Annotated in this window: 15 protein-coding genes; 9 read left to right on the top strand and 6 right to left on the bottom strand. The window is 64.1% G+C overall.

From position 1 onward, the window contains the following. Nucleotides 1-23: 23 nt before the first annotated feature. A complete protein-coding gene (prfB, locus tag CAURI_RS03870) occupies nt 24-1,130 on the bottom strand; it encodes a peptide chain release factor 2 (protein WP_010189099.1) in 1,107 nt (368 codons plus the stop codon). 69 nt (nt 1,131-1,199) lie between these two features. Between prfB and CAURI_RS03865 the strand changes: the two genes are divergently transcribed. Further along, the gene (locus CAURI_RS03865) at nt 1,200-2,027 is read left to right on the top strand and encodes an inositol monophosphatase family protein (RefSeq protein ID WP_010189101.1); all 828 of its coding nucleotides are present in this window, start codon (nt 1,200-1,202) and stop codon (nt 2,025-2,027) included. After that, on the top strand, nt 2,020-2,793 hold the full coding sequence (gene hisN, locus CAURI_RS03860) for a histidinol-phosphatase (protein ID WP_010189103.1): 774 nt from the start codon (nt 2,020-2,022) through the stop codon (nt 2,791-2,793). The genes CAURI_RS03865 and hisN overlap by 8 nt, the downstream gene beginning before the upstream one ends. Nucleotides 2,794-2,933: 140 nt before the next feature. Here the strand turns inward: hisN and CAURI_RS03855 are convergent, their stop codons facing one another. Next, nucleotides 2,934-4,124: a S1 family peptidase gene (locus tag CAURI_RS03855; protein ID WP_010189105.1), complete on the bottom strand. Its 1,191-nt coding sequence runs from the start codon at nt 4,122-4,124 to the stop codon at nt 2,934-2,936. Between the two features lie 189 nt (nt 4,125-4,313). On the opposite strand from CAURI_RS03855, the gene CAURI_RS03850 reads away from it, so the two are divergent. Beyond that, a complete protein-coding gene (locus CAURI_RS03850; RefSeq protein ID WP_010189107.1) occupies nt 4,314-4,733 on the top strand; it encodes an NUDIX domain-containing protein in 420 nt (139 codons plus the stop codon). A 101-nt stretch (nt 4,734-4,834) separates the two neighbouring features. On the opposite strand, the gene CAURI_RS03845 is transcribed toward CAURI_RS03850, so the two are convergent. Next, nucleotides 4,835-5,248, bottom strand: a complete 414-nt coding sequence (locus tag CAURI_RS03845; RefSeq protein WP_010189109.1) for an ABC transporter substrate-binding protein — start codon at nt 5,246-5,248, stop codon at nt 4,835-4,837. 89 nt (nt 5,249-5,337) lie between these two features. Further along, nucleotides 5,338-6,384 (bottom strand): iron-siderophore ABC transporter substrate-binding protein, encoded by a 1,047-nt coding sequence (locus CAURI_RS03840; protein ID WP_012714913.1) that lies wholly within the window; start codon nt 6,382-6,384, stop codon nt 5,338-5,340. Between the two features lie 126 nt (nt 6,385-6,510). Between CAURI_RS03840 and CAURI_RS03835 the strand changes: the two genes are divergently transcribed. From CAURI_RS03835 to CAURI_RS03805, 6 genes are all read left to right on the top strand, one after another. Continuing rightward, entirely contained in the window at nt 6,511-7,614 is a 1,104-nt protein-coding gene (locus CAURI_RS03835) for a FecCD family ABC transporter permease (protein WP_010189113.1), read from the top strand. Beyond that, nucleotides 7,614-8,657: a FecCD family ABC transporter permease gene (locus CAURI_RS03830; RefSeq protein ID WP_012714912.1), complete on the top strand. Its 1,044-nt coding sequence runs from the start codon at nt 7,614-7,616 to the stop codon at nt 8,655-8,657. Before CAURI_RS03835 ends, CAURI_RS03830 begins: the two co-directional genes overlap by 1 nt. A 6-nt stretch (nt 8,658-8,663) precedes the next feature. Further along, entirely contained in the window at nt 8,664-9,575 is a 912-nt protein-coding gene (locus tag CAURI_RS03825) for an ABC transporter substrate-binding protein (protein ID WP_010189118.1), read from the top strand. After that, nucleotides 9,575-10,357 (top strand): ABC transporter ATP-binding protein, encoded by a 783-nt coding sequence (locus tag CAURI_RS03820; protein ID WP_010189119.1) that lies wholly within the window; start codon nt 9,575-9,577, stop codon nt 10,355-10,357. Before CAURI_RS03825 ends, CAURI_RS03820 begins: the two co-directional genes overlap by 1 nt. A 196-nt stretch (nt 10,358-10,553) precedes the next feature. Beyond that, nucleotides 10,554-11,210 (top strand): DUF4232 domain-containing protein, encoded by a 657-nt coding sequence (locus CAURI_RS03815; RefSeq protein ID WP_010189121.1) that lies wholly within the window; start codon nt 10,554-10,556, stop codon nt 11,208-11,210. 101 nt (nt 11,211-11,311) lie between these two features. Further along, on the top strand, nt 11,312-12,490 hold the full coding sequence (locus tag CAURI_RS03805) for a hypothetical protein (RefSeq protein WP_012714910.1): 1,179 nt from the start codon (nt 11,312-11,314) through the stop codon (nt 12,488-12,490). On the opposite strand, the gene CAURI_RS03800 is transcribed toward CAURI_RS03805, so the two are convergent. Together CAURI_RS03800 and CAURI_RS03795 are read right to left on the bottom strand one after the other, a co-directional pair. Further along, complete coding sequence (locus CAURI_RS03800; RefSeq protein WP_010189124.1) at nt 12,487-12,873, bottom strand: hypothetical protein; 387 nt, start codon at nt 12,871-12,873, stop codon at nt 12,487-12,489. The genes CAURI_RS03805 and CAURI_RS03800 overlap by 4 nt on opposite strands. 363 nt (nt 12,874-13,236) lie before the next feature. After that, the gene (locus tag CAURI_RS03795; RefSeq protein ID WP_010189125.1) at nt 13,237-15,333 is read right to left on the bottom strand and encodes a siderophore-interacting protein; all 2,097 of its coding nucleotides are present in this window, start codon (nt 15,331-15,333) and stop codon (nt 13,237-13,239) included. Between the last annotated feature and the right edge of the window lie 33 nt (nt 15,334-15,366).

Genomic DNA, 15,366 nt, shown 5'->3' with positions numbered 1-15,366 from the left:
TTAGCAACATTTGCTACTCGGGCCTAGGCCTCCTGCTGCGCCATGCGCCACCGAATCCCGGATTCTAGGAAGCCATCGATATCTCCGTCCAAGACCTTGGAGGGATCCCCCACCTCATAGTTCGTGCGCAGATCCTTGACCATCTGGTACGGGTGCAGCACATAAGAACGCATCTGATTACCCCAGGAGGCATTGCCGCCCGCGCCCAGCGCATCAAGCTCCGCGCGCTCCTCCTGGCGCTTGCGCTCCAGCAGCTTCGCCTGCAACACGCGCATCGCGGAGGCCTTGTTCTGAATCTGGGACTTCTCGTTCTGGCAGGTCACCACGATGCCCGTCGGGATGTGTGTCAGGCGCACCGCCGAGTCTGTCGTATTTACGGACTGCCCGCCCGGCCCCGAGGAGCGGTAGACATCCACGCGCACCTCCGAATCCGGAACCTCGATGGAGTCAGTCTGCTCCACCACCGGCAGCACCTCGACCTCCGCGAAGGAGGTCTGACGGCGGCCCTGGTTATCAAAAGGTGAAATACGCACGAGGCGGTGCGCGCCCTGCTCCACGGAAAGCTGACCATACATGTATTCACCATGCACCACGAAGGTGGCAGACTTAATGCCCGCTTCTTCGGCATAGGAAATGTCATAGACATCCACCTTGTGGCCGTTCTTTTCCGCCCAGCGCGTGTACATACGCATGAGCATCTCCGCCCAGTCCGCGGCATCCACGCCACCCGCGCCGGAGCGGATGTTGATGACCGCCTCACGCTCGTCATATTCGCCAGAGAGCATCGTGGTCACCTCGAGCGATTCGATAGCGGCGCCGAGCTCCTTCAACTCTGTCTCGACAAGCTCCTGGGAGGCCTCATCGCCCTCCTCCTCCGCCAGCTCAGACATCACGGGCAGATCCTCAATGCGCCCGCGCAGGGAATTCAGCTTGCGTAACTTTGCCTGCTGCGCCGACAGCTCCGAGGTCACCTTCTGCGCATGATCGGGGTCATCCCACAGCGACGGGTCTCCCGCCTGGGCCTCGAGTTCGCGCACGCGCTCGGACACCGCCTCCGGGTCCATCACCTTCTCAATAGAGGTCAAAGTGGCGCTGAGTTCCTCAAGTCGTGCTGTTTGTTCCGGACGCATAGACCCCTACTTTACTTATTCTTTCTCCCTGATTAGCCATCGGCCGCGTTTAGCGCGACAATAGGCGGCATGAGTGACCAGCCAAGCCTCACCGAGATGATCGATGCCATCATCAAGACCTTCATCGTTGCCCACGCGGACGATACCGACGCCCACCTTGCCCAGGCGCTTGTCTATAACGCCGGCCGCCTGGCCTGGCGCCTGCGCGAGCAGGGAGTAGACATCGAGCAAAAGACCTCCGTCTCCGATGTCGTCACCGACGCCGACTTCGCCGCCGAGCGTTTCGTCGCCGGTGTGCTTGAGGCCCTGCGTGGCGAGGACGGCATCGTGGGCGAGGAAGGCGCGAACCGCCAGTCGAAGTCCGGCCGCACGTGGGTCATCGACCCCGTCGACGGCACCTACAACTTCGCCTCGGGCTCCGATTATTGGTGCTCTGCGCTCGCGCTTGTCGACGCTGATGGGGTCGTCCTCGGCGCCGTCCACCGCCCCGCCATGGGTTATACCTGGTTCGGCGGCCGCGACCACACCACGAGCTTGGACGGCAAGGACGTCGCCAAGCTCAGCGATGCCCCCGCCGACAAACTGTGCTTGTCGACGTACCTGCACCCTACGTCCATGACCGACCCGAACATCGCCGCCGCGTGGGAGAAGGTGGCACCACACTTTGCCACCGTGCGCATGCTGGGGGCGGGTTCCGTGGATCTCTCCTGCGTGGCGGATGGCACGTGGGGTGCCTGGATGCAGCACTCAGTTAAGGATTGGGATTGGTATCCCGGCCAGGCGCTAGTGCTGGCCGCGGGCGGCGCGGCGCGCAAGGTTGAGGCCGGCGGTGTGGAATGGTGTATCGCGGGTAATAAACAGGTAGTCGATCAGATGGAGGAATGGCTCCGTGGGTAAGTACAAAGAAGACCTCGGCTTAGCCTTGGAAATGGCGGGCCATGCGGATGCCGTCACCATGCACCGCTTTGAGGCTGCCGACCTATCCGTGAAGGACAAGCCGGACATGACTCCGGTTTCGGATGCGGACTTAGCCTGCGAAAAGGCCATCCGTGATGCGCTCAAGCGTTCCCGCCCGCGCGATGAAGTCTTAGGCGAAGAGTTCGGCGGCGAAGCCTGCTATGAGGGCCGCCAGTGGGTCATCGATCCTATCGACGGAACCAAGAACTTCGTGCGTGGCGTCCCTGTCTGGGCCACGCTTATCGCTCTTCTGGAAGACGGCGAACCCGTCGTCTCCGTCATCTCCGCTCCTGCTTTGCGACGTCGCTGGTACGCCGCCAAGGGCGGCGGCGCCTACCGCGTTTTCGGCGGCGAGCCGAAACGTCTGCGCGTCTCCGAAGTGTCCAATCTCGAGGATGCTTCCTTGGCCATGAGCTCCCTGGCCGGGTGGGGGCTTCACCGCGACACCTTCATTTCCCTGACCGACAAGGTCTGGCGCCTGCGCGGCTACGGTGACTTCTGGAACTACTGCCTCGTGGCCGAAGGTGCGGTCGACATCGCTGCCGAGCCTGAGGTTTCCCTCTGGGATCTAGCAGCTCCGGCTCTCCTTGTCACCGAGGCCGGCGGCCGCTTCACCAACGTCCGCGGTGAAGACGGTCCCCACGGCGGCTCGGCACTGGTCACCAACGGCACTCTGCACAAGGCTGCCCTCTCTGCCCTGTCCTAACGCCGCGTGGCGCCCCAACGCCACACGCCGGCTTCGCTCCCCTGCGAGCCGCGCCGCGTAGGTCACTTCGATGGTCACTTCGATCAAATAAGGCCCCAGATCTTTAAAGATCTGGGGCCTTATTTGTTAGAAACGTACTTCTAGTTCTCCGGAAGCGTGAATCCAGAACCCACCTCACCGCGGCGGTTCAGATCCGCAACAATGGCATCGGTGTTGGAGACGACCGTCGGGTTGTGCAGCGCTCCTTGCCACGGAGTACGGCAGGACGGCAGTCCCGGGAACAGTCCACGGGAGACGGAACCGACGATGCGACCATCACGGAAAACTGGTGCACCGGAATCCCCCACCATGGCGCAGACCTGGTTCACGGAGATCTCCTTGCCGTGCTGGAAGGTCATACCGCAGGTGGTACCAGTGGCGACGCCACGCTTGCAGGCAACCTCACCCGGCTGTGCCGCGCCGCCGACACCGTAGGCGGTCACGCCGTTGTAGCTGCGGGTTACCTCAGCCTTGGAACCAAACTCAATAACCGAGTAGTCCAGGTAGGTGTTCTTAGTCACCAGGGTGCCGGTAGGGCCAACCTGCCAGGAGTCCGCCGACGACACAGGATCACCCACGTTGCCGCAGTGGCCAGCGGTGATGCCAACTTTGCGGCCTTGGGCATCGGTACCTGCTGCAGTCAGCGTGCACATCGTGTCCTCGCTGATATACAGCGGGGTGCCCGGGCCGTAGAGGGACTTACCCTCGGTCATCGCAGTGTTGGATTCCTCGGGTATCTGCGGTGCATCGTAGAAGGAACCAGGTACACGGTGCAGCACGTAATCTGCCTGCGGCTTGCCTGCAGCTAGTTTGGAGAACGAGTCGTTCTTCCACACGTAGTTCGGATCCGTGCCCTTCGGCACGAATTCCGGCTGCGTAGCCTCCTGCAGCAGCCCAATCGGCTCCGGGTTGGTCAGCGGGTCGCCCGTGATGGCGTCAGCACCGGTGTAGGCAGGAGCATCCGGGAAAACCGGCAACTGCGCTTGGTCTACGACCTCGCGTGCCACTGGAAAATTCTGTGCGGACGCCGCTGCGGCGGAAGCGTCTTGTGCTGCTTGAGCGGCGGCGCCGTTGACGGCGGTATCGATGGCGTCGGTAAGCTCGGCGTCCACCGGCTTGGTCTCAATACCCACAGACGCCAAATCCGCTCGCACCTGGTCCACGATGCCCGCCGAATCTAGCTCCGGGATGGTGGGAAGTTCCTGGGCGCCGGCCGCCGGGTTGCCCAGGAAAAACGCACCTGCGAAAGCCGAGCCCACAAGGACTTTCTTAAGGTGCGGGATTTTTCGCATTACGCAATTCCTCTTTCACTTCTTCTCGTATTGGTCTATAAGACCTACCCATGATGGCACGCCCACTGTGGCGTGTGTTTCAACCGCGTGGGACTGTGTCCAACCCGTTACATTACTGACAGCTTTCGGGTGCCCCCTCTTTTCTTTCACCACAGTCCCCCTACCCCCGCCCAGACCTACAATGGAGGTATGTCTGAGAACCCCACCTCGCCATCATCAGCTGCAGACATTTCGGAAATTGTCGCCATTGTACTGCGTGATACTCACGGCCGAGTTCTTGTCATTCGCGCTACGTCCACCCCAGAATTCGTCCTGCCTTTCGGCTCCATTGACAGCACCCTCAATCCCGCCCGCGCGGCCCAGCTCATTGCCCACGAAGCCATACGCGCGGTGGTCGATACGTCCAAGCTGCGCCGGCTTGCCACCTATATCTCCCCAGCCGCCAACGACGCCCCACAGACTATCCACGCGCACGTGTATGTCTACGAAGAAGAAATCTCTGTTGCACACCCCGACAAGGAGATTGCCGAGCTAGCGTGGGTCGATCCCGCCGCTCCGGATGTCGAAATCGCCCCGTTACTCAAGGAGAGGGTATTCCCCGCCCTGTAGGAACTCTAAGTCCATAACGTCTAGACTCCCCACCATGATTACGCAGCGACTACTCCCCGTTCTCGCCGCCGATTCCCTTGCCCTTGCACTGGCCGGCTGCATCACCGACGACAGCACTGATGGCACGCTTTCTGCTGTCTCCCCCACCACTCAAGCTGGGTGGAGCGATCCGTCAGCCAGTTGTCTGCGCCCTCCGGGATGCCCACGACCGGCGCGATGGCCGACAGTGTGTCGTAGCGCTCTCGATCGCCCGAGGAACGAACATCAAGGATGAGGAGAAGGTCCGGCTGCACGCCGAGCGAGAGCGCCAGCTCGGCGTCGCCCCAGCCCAGGGCCACGACGCGCCGCGGGGCCTCGTCAATGGTGACGCCGCCGAACTTGGTGGAGATGGTGGCCGGGAATGCCGCGTTGTCCGAGTTGGAGGCGGAGGCCGCGCTCGAGGAGCAGGCGGCCAGGCCGAGGGCGAGCACAGCGACGACGCCGAACACGCGCACGGAGGCAGGACAAGAGTTCACGAGAGGTACTTGTATAGAAAGGAAACGATGTGCCGCGTAGCTGGGCCTTGCCCATCTCCCATGCGCGAATTACCGGCAGGCTAGGACTGCTACACAGGAACGATATCCTCCAGCAGCGGCACCCGCTCGTCCAAGGCGTAGTTGGTGGACTCTGCTGTCGCGAGCGAGAAGGCCTGCGAAAGCTCCTTCGGCATGACGATGGCGCGCCCCTCGCGGACCGCGGGCAGGCCCATCCACGCCGGGTCCGTCTCCACCGTGGAGATGTCCGTGGACACGGCCTGCGCAATGACGACCTCCGAGTCCGCGTTGGACAGGGTCTCCCCCGAGAGCGGGATATTCTTCGCGGACGCCGACTGCGACTTCACCCAGGGGTTGAGCGAGAAGCCGAGCTCGATGAGCCGATCTGCGCGGTTGGTGCCGTCGTTGTAGGCACCCCACGTCGTGGCCGTGCGGCCGAGAACGGCGAAGGTCGTGCCCGACCACTCCGGATGATCCGCGGCGATGCCCGAGATGCGCTCCTGCAACTGCTCGATCTGCTCCTGCGCCTCCGCAGGCTTGCCCAGAGCGGCGCCGATCATGGTGAGCTGCTCGTCGCGCGACGTCTTATACTTGTCGCCGCCCGCCGAGACGCCGATGACCGGCGCGATGGCGGAGAGCATGTCGTAACGCTCCTGGTCACCGGACGAGCGCACGTCGAGGATGAGGTCGGGCTCGAGCGCCGCCACCGCCTCGTAATTCACGTCGGTCGTGCCGAGGATCTCCGGCGACTGCGTGTAGCCGTGTTCTACCCAGGGGCCCACGCCGTCGCCACCGAAGGAGAGCCAGTCGGCCGCGGCGATGGGCTCGACGCCCAGCGATAACGCTACCTCCGCATCGCCCCACCCCAGGGCCACCACGCGCCGCGGGGCCTCCTCGACGGTGACGTCACCGAACTTGGTGGCCACTGTGACCGGATAGGCCGCGGCGTCGCCGTCAGCCGATGCCGACTGCGCCAACGATGCCGACGATGCCGCCACCGAGTTGTCGGCCGCACCGGAATCGGGGTCCGACGAGCATGCGGCCGCACCCCAGCCGACAAGGGCGAGCGACAGGAATACCGCGGCCGAGCGACGAGTGCGGGAAGTCCGCAGAGGCATAAAAGACCTGGCGAATTGAGAAAAGATAGCCTAACCAACATTAGGTGGACCTATCTCAAGCCGACAAACCTCCAGCAAGGAAAGACAATTCACGTATATCGGCGAAATAAGGCTAACCTTACCTACATGACATCGACGACTCTGCCGACACCGGCCGCGGGCACCCCGCGCGCCGCGGGCCACAGCAGACGACTCCTCGGCCTAGCCCTCCTCGTGGCCGCACTCGCCGCCCTCGTCTTCGCCAGCCTGGCACTGGGCGCCAAGGCGACCTCCATCTCAGAGCTCACCCAGGCCTGGCCCACCGCCTGGGAGATCCTGCGCGGGCACACCGACACCGCCCAGGCCGCCGGCACCGTGGGCAGCAGCGTCGCCGAGATCGCCGGAATCCTTGCCACCATGCGCATCCCGCGCACCGTGCTCGCCATCGTCATCGGAGCTGCGCTCGGACTAGCCGGCACACTCGTTCAAGGCCTGACCCGCAACCCGCTCGCGGACCCTGGCCTACTCGGCGTCAATGCGGGCGCCGCACTCTTCGTCGCGGCGGGCATCTTCCTCTTCGGGCTGACGTCCATGCAGTCGCACCTTTTCCTCGCCTTCCTCGGCGCGGGCCTGGCGGCGCTGCTCGTCTTCGGGCTCTCCGCCGGCGGCATCGGTCGCGGCGACACCCTGGGCCTCGTCCTCGCGGGTTCCGCCCTGTCCGCCGTCCTCGCGGCGGCCACGTCGGCCATCGTCTACATCGATCCCAACGCGCTCGACACCCTCCGCTTCTGGCAAGCGGGGTCCGTCACCGGACGCGGCTTCGACATCATCACCCCTGCGCTCGTGCCGCTCGCCATCGGCGCGGTACTAGCGCTGGCGCTGGGCCCGACGCTCAACATCCTCAATCTGGGCACGGAGGCCGCGCAGGCGCTGGGCACCAACGTTGCCCGCGCCAATATCCTGGGCCTCGTGGCCATCACCCTGCTGGCCGGCGCGGCCACGGCAGCCGCGGGCCCCATCGGCTTCATCGGTCTCGTGGTGCCCCACGTCGCCCGCGGCATCACCGGCCCGGACTACAAGTGGGTGACCCCCTACTCCGCGCTGGCGGGCGCCTGCCTGTTGCTCGGCGCCGACATCGTGGGCCGCCTCATCATGCGCCCCGGCGAGCTCCAGGCGGGCATCGTCATCGCGCTGCTCGGCGGGCCGGCGTTTATCTGGCTCGTCCGGCACCGAACGGTGGTGAGCCTGTAATGAAGTACCTCAGCCTCGGAAAGTTCAGCTTCCTCTACCACCCGCGCACGCAAGCCTGGACCGCGGCCATCGTGGTCGCGAGCGCGCTCGTGTGGGTCATCAGCCTCGGCATCGGCGAGTTCCCCCTTAACCCCGCCGAGGTCATCGGCGTGCTGGCGGGCGGCGGAAACAAGCTCGAGCGCACCGTCGTCATCGACTGGCGCCTGGCCCGCTCGCTCGTGGGTCTAGCCGTCGGCGCCGCGCTGGGGCTCTCCGGCGCCATCACGCAGCGCATCGCCCGCAACGGCCTGGCCAGCCCGGACATCCTGGGCATCAACCAGGGCGCCACCGTGGCGGCCGTGGCCATCATGGTCTTCGGAGGATCTGCCGGGGCCGGCGGGGCGTTCGGCGCCTACGTCGGCATCCCGCTCGCCGCCATGGCCGGCGGTCTCGCCACCAGCGCGGCCATCTGGATGCTGTCCCGGCGCGGCAGGGTGGATATGTTCCGCCTCGTCCTCGTGGGCATCGGCGGCAACGCCTTCCTCCACGCCCTGGTCACGTACATGTTGGCCGCCACAGATCTCAACACCGCGGCCGCGGCCAAGGTGTGGATGGTCGGCTCGCTCAACGGCTGCACCTTCGAGCACCTATGGCCCACCCTGGGCATGCTCGTGGTGTGTGGCCTAGTGCTAGCCCGCATCGCCATCGATCTGCCCGCGCTGGAGCTCGGCGAGGATTCCGCCCAAGCCCTCGGCGCCCCCTTGAAGAAGATCAACGCGGCACTGCTCATCGTCTCAGTTCTACTGGCCGCGGTGACCGTCTCCGCCGTGGGCCCGGTGGGCTTCGTGGCCTTCGTCGCCCCGCAGATCTCCGCGCGCCTGGCGCGGGTCGGGGCGCCGCCCCTGGGGACATCGGCGGCCATGGGCGCAATCATCGTGTGCGTGTCCGACCTCATCGCCCGCTGTGCCTTCGGCTGGGAGATCCCGGTGGGCATCATCACCTCGGTCATCGGCGGACCTTTCCTCATCTGGCTGCTCTGGCAGCAAACTCGAACACGAAAGTAGACGACCATGCAACGACGTAACTTCCTCAAGATCACCGCTGGCCTCGGCGTCGCCGCCTTCGCTGCGGCCTGCTCCAAACAGGAGACTGCGCCGAGCGAGCAGGCGGCCACCTCCGCGGCATCGTCCAGCGCCGCCGAGCAGCACCAGCGCGTGATCGCGCTCAACACCGGCCAGCTGGACAACCTCCTCATGCTGCGCATTCTCCCGGTGGGCGCGGCCAAGGCCAAGAACCTGGGCGTCGTCCCGGACTACATCCGCAACCGCTTCGGCTCCGACTTCGATCTGGACTCCATCGCGGACTGCGGCCTACGCGCCAACCCGGATCTGGAGACCATCGCCTCCCTGAAGCCCACCCTCATCTGCGCTAACTCGCGTACGGACGAGGCCATCCTGGAGCAGCTCAAGGCCATCGCGCCCGTCGTCACCGGTAAGGGCGGCGGCGAGAACTGGAATCAGGACCTCCTCACCATCGCCGAGGCCGTGGGCAAGAAGGACTCCGCCGAGACCCTCCTGGCCGAGTACGAGTCCAACGCCAAAGCCTGGGGCGAGGGCCTATCCTCCAAGCCCACCGTCTCCTTCCTGCGTTCCAAGGACGACCAGTTCCAGCTCTACGGGGTCAACTCCATGGCGGGCTCCGTGGCCGCCGATGCCGGCCTGCCCCGCCCCGCCAACCAAAAGCAGATTGAGAAGGCTGGCCAGGACATCTCCGCCGAGCAGCTCTCCGAGGCCGACGCCGACTGGATCTTCTACGGCGTCAACGCCGGCGCCGCCGACCCCTCGCAGGCCGCCACGTGGCGCTCTCTCAAGGCAGTGCAGGCCAACCAGGCCGTGTCCGTGGACTACGAGTCCTGGTACATGAACGCGTCCCTGCTCTCGGCCACCATCATCCTCCAGGGTCTGAAGGACAGCATCAAGTAATGAACGCTCGACTTTCCGCGCACTCCGTCTCCGTCGGTTATGGCGATACCGTCATCAGCCGCGACGTCACACTCGACATCCCCGACGGCCAGGTCACCACGCTCATCGGCGCCAACGGCTGCGGCAAGTCGACCCTCCTGCGCGGCCTGTCCCACTTGCTCCCACTGTCGGCGGGCTCCGTCACCCTCGACGGGAAGAAGCTGGGTGACTACTCCTCCCGGGAGCTAGCCACGCGCTTGTCGATGCTCCCCCAGTCCCCCATCACCCCTGCCGGCGTCACCGTCGCAGACCTCGTGGCCCGCGGCAGGCACCCGCACCAGTCCTGGCTGCAGCAGTGGTCCGCCTCCCACTCCGCCGCCGTGGACGAGGCCATGGCGCTCACCAACGTCTTTCAGCTGCGCGACCGCCCCGTGGACTCCCTGTCCGGCGGCCAGCGCCAGCGCGTGTGGATAGCCATGGTCCTGGCTCAGGACACCGACATCGTCTTCCTCGACGAGCCCACCACCTACCTGGACCTGGCGCACTCCATCGACGTCCTCGAGCTCGTCTCCACGCTCAATAAGGAACAGGGCAAGACCATCGTCATGGTGCTCCACGATCTCAACCTAGCCGCCCGCTACTCGGACAACCTCGTCCTCATGAAGGACGGCTCCGTCACGGCCCTGGGCTCGCCCGAGTCCACCATCACGCCGCAGGCCCTGCGCGACGTCTTCGGCCTGGACTCCCGCGTCATCGAGGACCCCGTCACCGGCGGGCCGCTCATCGTGCCGGAGCGCCCATAAGCCCCGTCGTTCCCTGCGTTTTTCGATCATGGGAAAGGCGGCGGGAGTTCATCATGTTCACACTTTCAGTCACAGGACGGCTACTGCACACTGTGTGACACATTCTGCGAATCGTTGCTCATTGCTAGCAAAGACTTAACAGACTCGTGACCAGTAATCTCTAGTCCCCGTCGTGCTGTGAAACTACCCTGTGGGTATGAAGAATCTGCGCGCACTCCTGTCCCTCAGCCTGCTGCTGCCACTCGCCGCGTGTTCCGCCGGCGAGGAGGACTCTGCGGCACCGTCGGCAGTCACGACCACCGTCGTTCACTCGGCCAACGCCCCTGCGGGTGACGATGCCGCCGACGACGTTGCTTCCGGGGCCGCTCCCGGCGCGTCCGGCACCGCACCAGCCCCAGCATCCTCCACTATCCCGCCCTTGCCCGAGGGCGCCTGCGCCACCTCCCAGCTCTCCGCCGAGATCGCCAACGAGCAAGGAGCCGCTGGCTCCCTGCTCGTCGACATCGTGCTGACCAATACCTCTGGCGAGGAGTGCACCCTCACGGGCTTCCCCGGCGTCTCCGCCGTCACCGGCAACGACGGCACTCAACTAGGCCCCGCCGCGCTGCGTGAGACCAGCACCGAAGCTGCCACCGTGACGCTGGCGCCAGGGGCCCAGGCCCGCGCGGGGCTCAAGATCACCAACGTGGGATTGCTCGACGCGGCGGCCTGCCAACCGCAGGACGCCGATGGCCTGCGGATCTATCCGCCCGAAAACACCGACAGCCTCTATGTCGCAGTACCGGGCCTGCAGGGCTGCGCGGGCGAGGTCGACATCTTGTCTGTCCAGCCCATTACTGAGCTCTCCCCGTAAATCATTTCGATCTCTAACAATTTCCAGCCGGTGATAGAACTCGGCTTCGCGCTTCGTTAGTCTCGGCCACGAGTTCGCCCCTCGGACGAAGGACATACACCATGACCACTCTCCCTGCCCTCCTGCCCCAACGCACCGCGCGTGCCGCAGTAGCGGCGGCATCAGCAGCCGCGCTCGTTGCGTCCTGCTCCCTCCCCGACACCCGGCGCGAGGCAGCCCCGTCGGAATCCGCAGTGGCACCTGACTCGAGCACGGCGACCGAGTCTGCCTCCAACCCAACAGCGACCTCGAGCACTTCCTCACGCGCGACTCGCAGCAGAACCAGCCCAGCTACGTCGAGCAGGGCGGCATCGACACGCAACTGGCCCGTATCCTTGGCCGAAGAAAGCTGCGACTCGAACGCCGGAGTCGCCGACACCGGAGCCGGCGAATTCGTTGGCAAAGGCGAAGCACCAACGGCCATCGTTCATTTCCTGTCGACGGAGGAGCCTGAACGCGGAGCACCTCTCAAAGACTTCAAGGTCACCCAAGATTCTTTCGATTCGTGCGAGCCCCTGAGCTACATCATCGCCTCCGGCAACTACGAGGGCGAACAAGTGGTCTTCCCCATCGTTTTCAACTGGGGCCACCCGCTCAATGACAGCAATGGGTACTTCTCCGGCGACGGCTTCGACTTCACCATTGGCAGCGACTCCGTAAGTTTCACTACGGGCGATACTCCCGCACATGAGGCAGGCAAGCCAGTGAGCGTGACATTTACCGCGATGGACTTCGGAGCACTCAAGACCGAGCTCAACGCAGAAGACAAACACCACATCGGAATCGACCTCACCCAGCTGAGCGACGCCGTCGATCCGGCCGACCTCGACGAGTTCTACGAATTCGACACCAATAGCGGCCCCGTCCGCTGCCGCTTCTCCATCAGCGAAAGTGAATGCGGCTTCATCGACGGCGATTTTTCCCCCGCGGAAGCCATGAACGGACCAAGCAACTACTTCCTCAAAACCCATGGCGAAACGGAAGTCGACCTCGCCACCTTCAGAGACGACTCCAAGGACTTCCTGTCCGACAAGAAATTTGAAAAGGTCGGCGACGGCACTTACGAGGCCGGCACCTTGGGTCACCCCATCCAGGCGGAGCTCAAAGACGGCACTCTGACCCTCTACTTCCCCGACGGCGCCTACGTCTTCGAGGACGGCGTCCTCGACTTCTTCAACGAGGATGACCTGGAGGCGGGTACCATGCGCTCGGCGGCAACGTCCTCTGCCCGCGCGGATTAGCCCTCGATGTCGCGCAAGTAACGGGCCAACACCCCGCCCGCAATAGTGCGCAACGCGACGTCCTTGGTCACCACCGTGCCCGCGGCCACGACCGCATGCTCCCCTTTGTGGATGCCACCTTGATCCTGGAAACGCGCGCCCGAGTTGATGACAACGTTTTCCCGATGTGCGTGTTGCTGCCAAACAGGCTGGATACCTAGCGCGAGCAAGGTATCGCTGTCTCCTAGGCCAACTGCGGCAATGCGCTCGTTCCCATTGCCCTCAATATTTGACGCCGAGGAATCCTCGCCTCGGGAGCAACCGGAAAGGACGAGAGTGGATGCTGCTAAGACAGCGGCCGTCTTCATTGCCGCGCGACGGGTCAGCGAATTGTTTCGAAACATATAGAAGCCTAACGTGTAGGGAGCTCATTGGGGTGCGGTGAAGGCCATCGGACGCACGGGGTGTTGATCGATCCTCGAGCGCGCGTCAATCACGTCTACCGCGTCTACCCCACATGGGGCAGCCTAACTAGATAAAGGATAGGCTAAGTTAATTATTTTTGGGGGTGTGTGGCTGCCGATATGGAGGCAGCTCAGCCGCTAGGGGCCAGCCGACAGGCGCTCCCAGCCGAAGGGGTGAGACCCCAGCCGATAGGAAGGCTCCCAGCGGAAGGGGGCCCGGCCGACAGGGGGCACTTTAGAAACGGTTTAGCAAACCACCGAACGTCCGCTGCTCCTCCACACGCTTCGCCCGACCACCGGCAGTTACCTACCTCCCCTCCCCACCTCGAACAGCTGGGCACTCCACCCCACCGGCTGCTTCGAACGCACTACCGCACCCACGGCAGCCAGGTGCTTCGCAATCACACGGGCCGTGGGCAGCTGCGATCCATACAGAACGAGGCGTGATAAATCTTCCTGGTAGTCATGATCCTCGGCCCCACTTTCCTGCAACACTGGGGTCACCAGGAACAGCTGCGCCCCAGAACGTAGTACGGCAGCTACCAGCTGCTGCAACTCTATAGCTGGCCAACGTCGCCACGGATCAACCAGCACCACAGCATCTACCTGCTCGCACAAAGTAGCCACTGTGCCAGCCCAATCCGCCCGGCGCGCATCCCCACCGCTACGCCCAACCATTGGAGCGTGCAGTGCACTATATCGAGCACGATCCCGGCGGCGTGGAGCAATATCGCGCAGCATAACCTCCTCTGCGCTGGCCTCAGGCTCCGTCATCGCTGCAGTTGTTGGGCCTACTGAAATCCTTGCGTCATCCTCTGCCTCCGAAAACGACCCCAACACCACGGCGTTGGCCTGCGGTATCTTACGTAGAATCTCATCCGCATACACCGCCGCGGCCGGACCTCCCACCGCACATCGAAGCGAGCCAGCATCCTGTCGTGCTAGTAGCTTGGTGCTCAGAATCTCCGCTGCGGCCGGGGCCGACCACTGAGCGCTGGAGGCCGCCTGTTCGTGTTCCTCCACGGCCAGTTGTGGCTGGGTTTGCACAATGTAGTCCCAGCGGTGCTCGCCGGTATCAGCCGGATTCTGCAGTGCCTGCCCTAGCTGGCCAAGTGCTGCGGTCTTGGCGGCTGCCGGCCCGGTAATCCAATCCCTTACTGGAGAATCCGGGTTTGCCAACTCGCTGCCCAGCGTAGTGAGGCCGATTCGAACCGCCCGTTGGTCCGCCACATCCTCCGCTGAGCTATCCAGTGCTACATCCGCCGACAACGTCACTAACCCCACTGCCTCCAGGTAACGCGCAATCCGGAGAGCCAGCTCCTGCTGCAGGCCAGTTGCTTCGGCCAGTTGATCCACTCGATCCGCGCCCTCATCAATCAGGCCAAAAATCCCCAACCCTACGGCTTGGCGCACCAGAATCGCCGACCCCATTTCGGTGAGTTCATGCAGCTCAACCAGCGCATTACGGTGGCTCGTCACAGCCTCTGTCTCCGCCCCCTCACTGTCGCCCTGCGACGGAGTGCCCGTAACCTGCCCCGCACTCTCAGCCTGCGTAGCCGTCGCCCCTGCTTCCGATTGCACCGGTGCCATTGCGCGCCAGTACCCCGTAATCTCCACGTTTTCCCGCGGAATCCCCAGAGCTCGAACCCAGCGTCGGATCACCTTCAATCGCCCGGCCTCTCCCGCAGCCCATACATAGGGCATCGCAGCGGGCTCGGCCGCCCACTCTGGGTGTTCTCCGTACAACTCGGTAACTTTCGCCACGAAGTCCCCGCCCTCGTCTCGCACCTGCCAGTGAATGTCCACCTGTGCTTCGAACTCCAGTCGCTGGACATGTGCCCGCGTGGCTACCTCAATAATCGCCATTGCCCTATACCCGGCGGGCAAAGACTCTATACAGCGAGCAATCGCCGGCAGCGCCGTCTCGTCGCCCACCATCAGTAGCCACGGAGTGTGGGTGGGCAGCGCTGCGCAAGACTTCGGCCCTGCGATATACAGGGGATCTCCCGGTCGAGCTCGTGCGGACCAGTCCTCGGCCAGGCCTTGGCCATGCCGCGCGAAGTCTACGACGAGACGGCCCTGGGAGGCGTCGAATGAACGGACGGTATATGTCCGAAACAGATCTTTGACTTCCTCTTGCCATAGCACCGTCGCGTCCTCCCGTGTGATGGGGTGAGGGCGCTCCCCGGTGGCCGGATCTGGGAAGATGATGCGGATATCGTCGTCGAAACCATCGCTGACTAGCGGGGGTGCGTCTACGCCGAACGCACTATGGGCGCGTAGTTGTTCGCCCGTCAGAGTAATGCGACGCATCCCTGGTGTGATGTCCTCGATGTCATCGACCTGCAGTTCGCGGATCGTAATGGGGTAGATTTCCCTGTCTCGGCTATTCCTCGCCATGGTCATTCCTTTCTCGTTTCTGGGTTGGCGGTG

The organism is Corynebacterium aurimucosum ATCC 700975 (genome assembly GCF_000022905.1).
GTDB classification, from domain to species: domain Bacteria; phylum Actinomycetota; class Actinomycetes; order Mycobacteriales; family Mycobacteriaceae; genus Corynebacterium; species Corynebacterium aurimucosum_F.
Note: the sequence above shows the minus strand (reverse complement) of the source record. Positions and strands in the feature narration are given on the sequence as shown.

Coding starts and splice junctions, on each gene's coding strand:
- prfB (WP_010189099.1), bottom strand. CDS start 1,130: ATGCGTCCGGAACAAACAGCACGACTTGAGGAACTCAGCGCCACTTTG.
- CAURI_RS03865 (WP_010189101.1), top strand. CDS start 1,200: ATGAGTGACCAGCCAAGCCTCACCGAGATGATCGATGCCATCATCAAG.
- CAURI_RS03855 (WP_010189105.1), bottom strand. CDS start 4,124: ATGCGAAAAATCCCGCACCTTAAGAAAGTCCTTGTGGGCTCGGCTTTC.
- CAURI_RS03850 (WP_010189107.1), top strand. CDS start 4,314: ATGTCTGAGAACCCCACCTCGCCATCATCAGCTGCAGACATTTCGGAA.
- CAURI_RS03840 (WP_012714913.1), bottom strand. CDS start 6,384: ATGCCTCTGCGGACTTCCCGCACTCGTCGCTCGGCCGCGGTATTCCTG.
- CAURI_RS03835 (WP_010189113.1), top strand. CDS start 6,511: ATGACATCGACGACTCTGCCGACACCGGCCGCGGGCACCCCGCGCGCC.
- CAURI_RS03830 (WP_012714912.1), top strand. CDS start 7,614: ATGAAGTACCTCAGCCTCGGAAAGTTCAGCTTCCTCTACCACCCGCGC.
- CAURI_RS03825 (WP_010189118.1), top strand. CDS start 8,664: ATGCAACGACGTAACTTCCTCAAGATCACCGCTGGCCTCGGCGTCGCC.
- CAURI_RS03820 (WP_010189119.1), top strand. CDS start 9,575: ATGAACGCTCGACTTTCCGCGCACTCCGTCTCCGTCGGTTATGGCGAT.
- CAURI_RS03815 (WP_010189121.1), top strand. CDS start 10,554: ATGAAGAATCTGCGCGCACTCCTGTCCCTCAGCCTGCTGCTGCCACTC.
- CAURI_RS03805 (WP_012714910.1), top strand. CDS start 11,312: ATGACCACTCTCCCTGCCCTCCTGCCCCAACGCACCGCGCGTGCCGCA.
- CAURI_RS03800 (WP_010189124.1), bottom strand. CDS start 12,873: ATGTTTCGAAACAATTCGCTGACCCGTCGCGCGGCAATGAAGACGGCC.
- CAURI_RS03795 (WP_010189125.1), bottom strand. CDS start 15,333: ATGGCGAGGAATAGCCGAGACAGGGAAATCTACCCCATTACGATCCGC.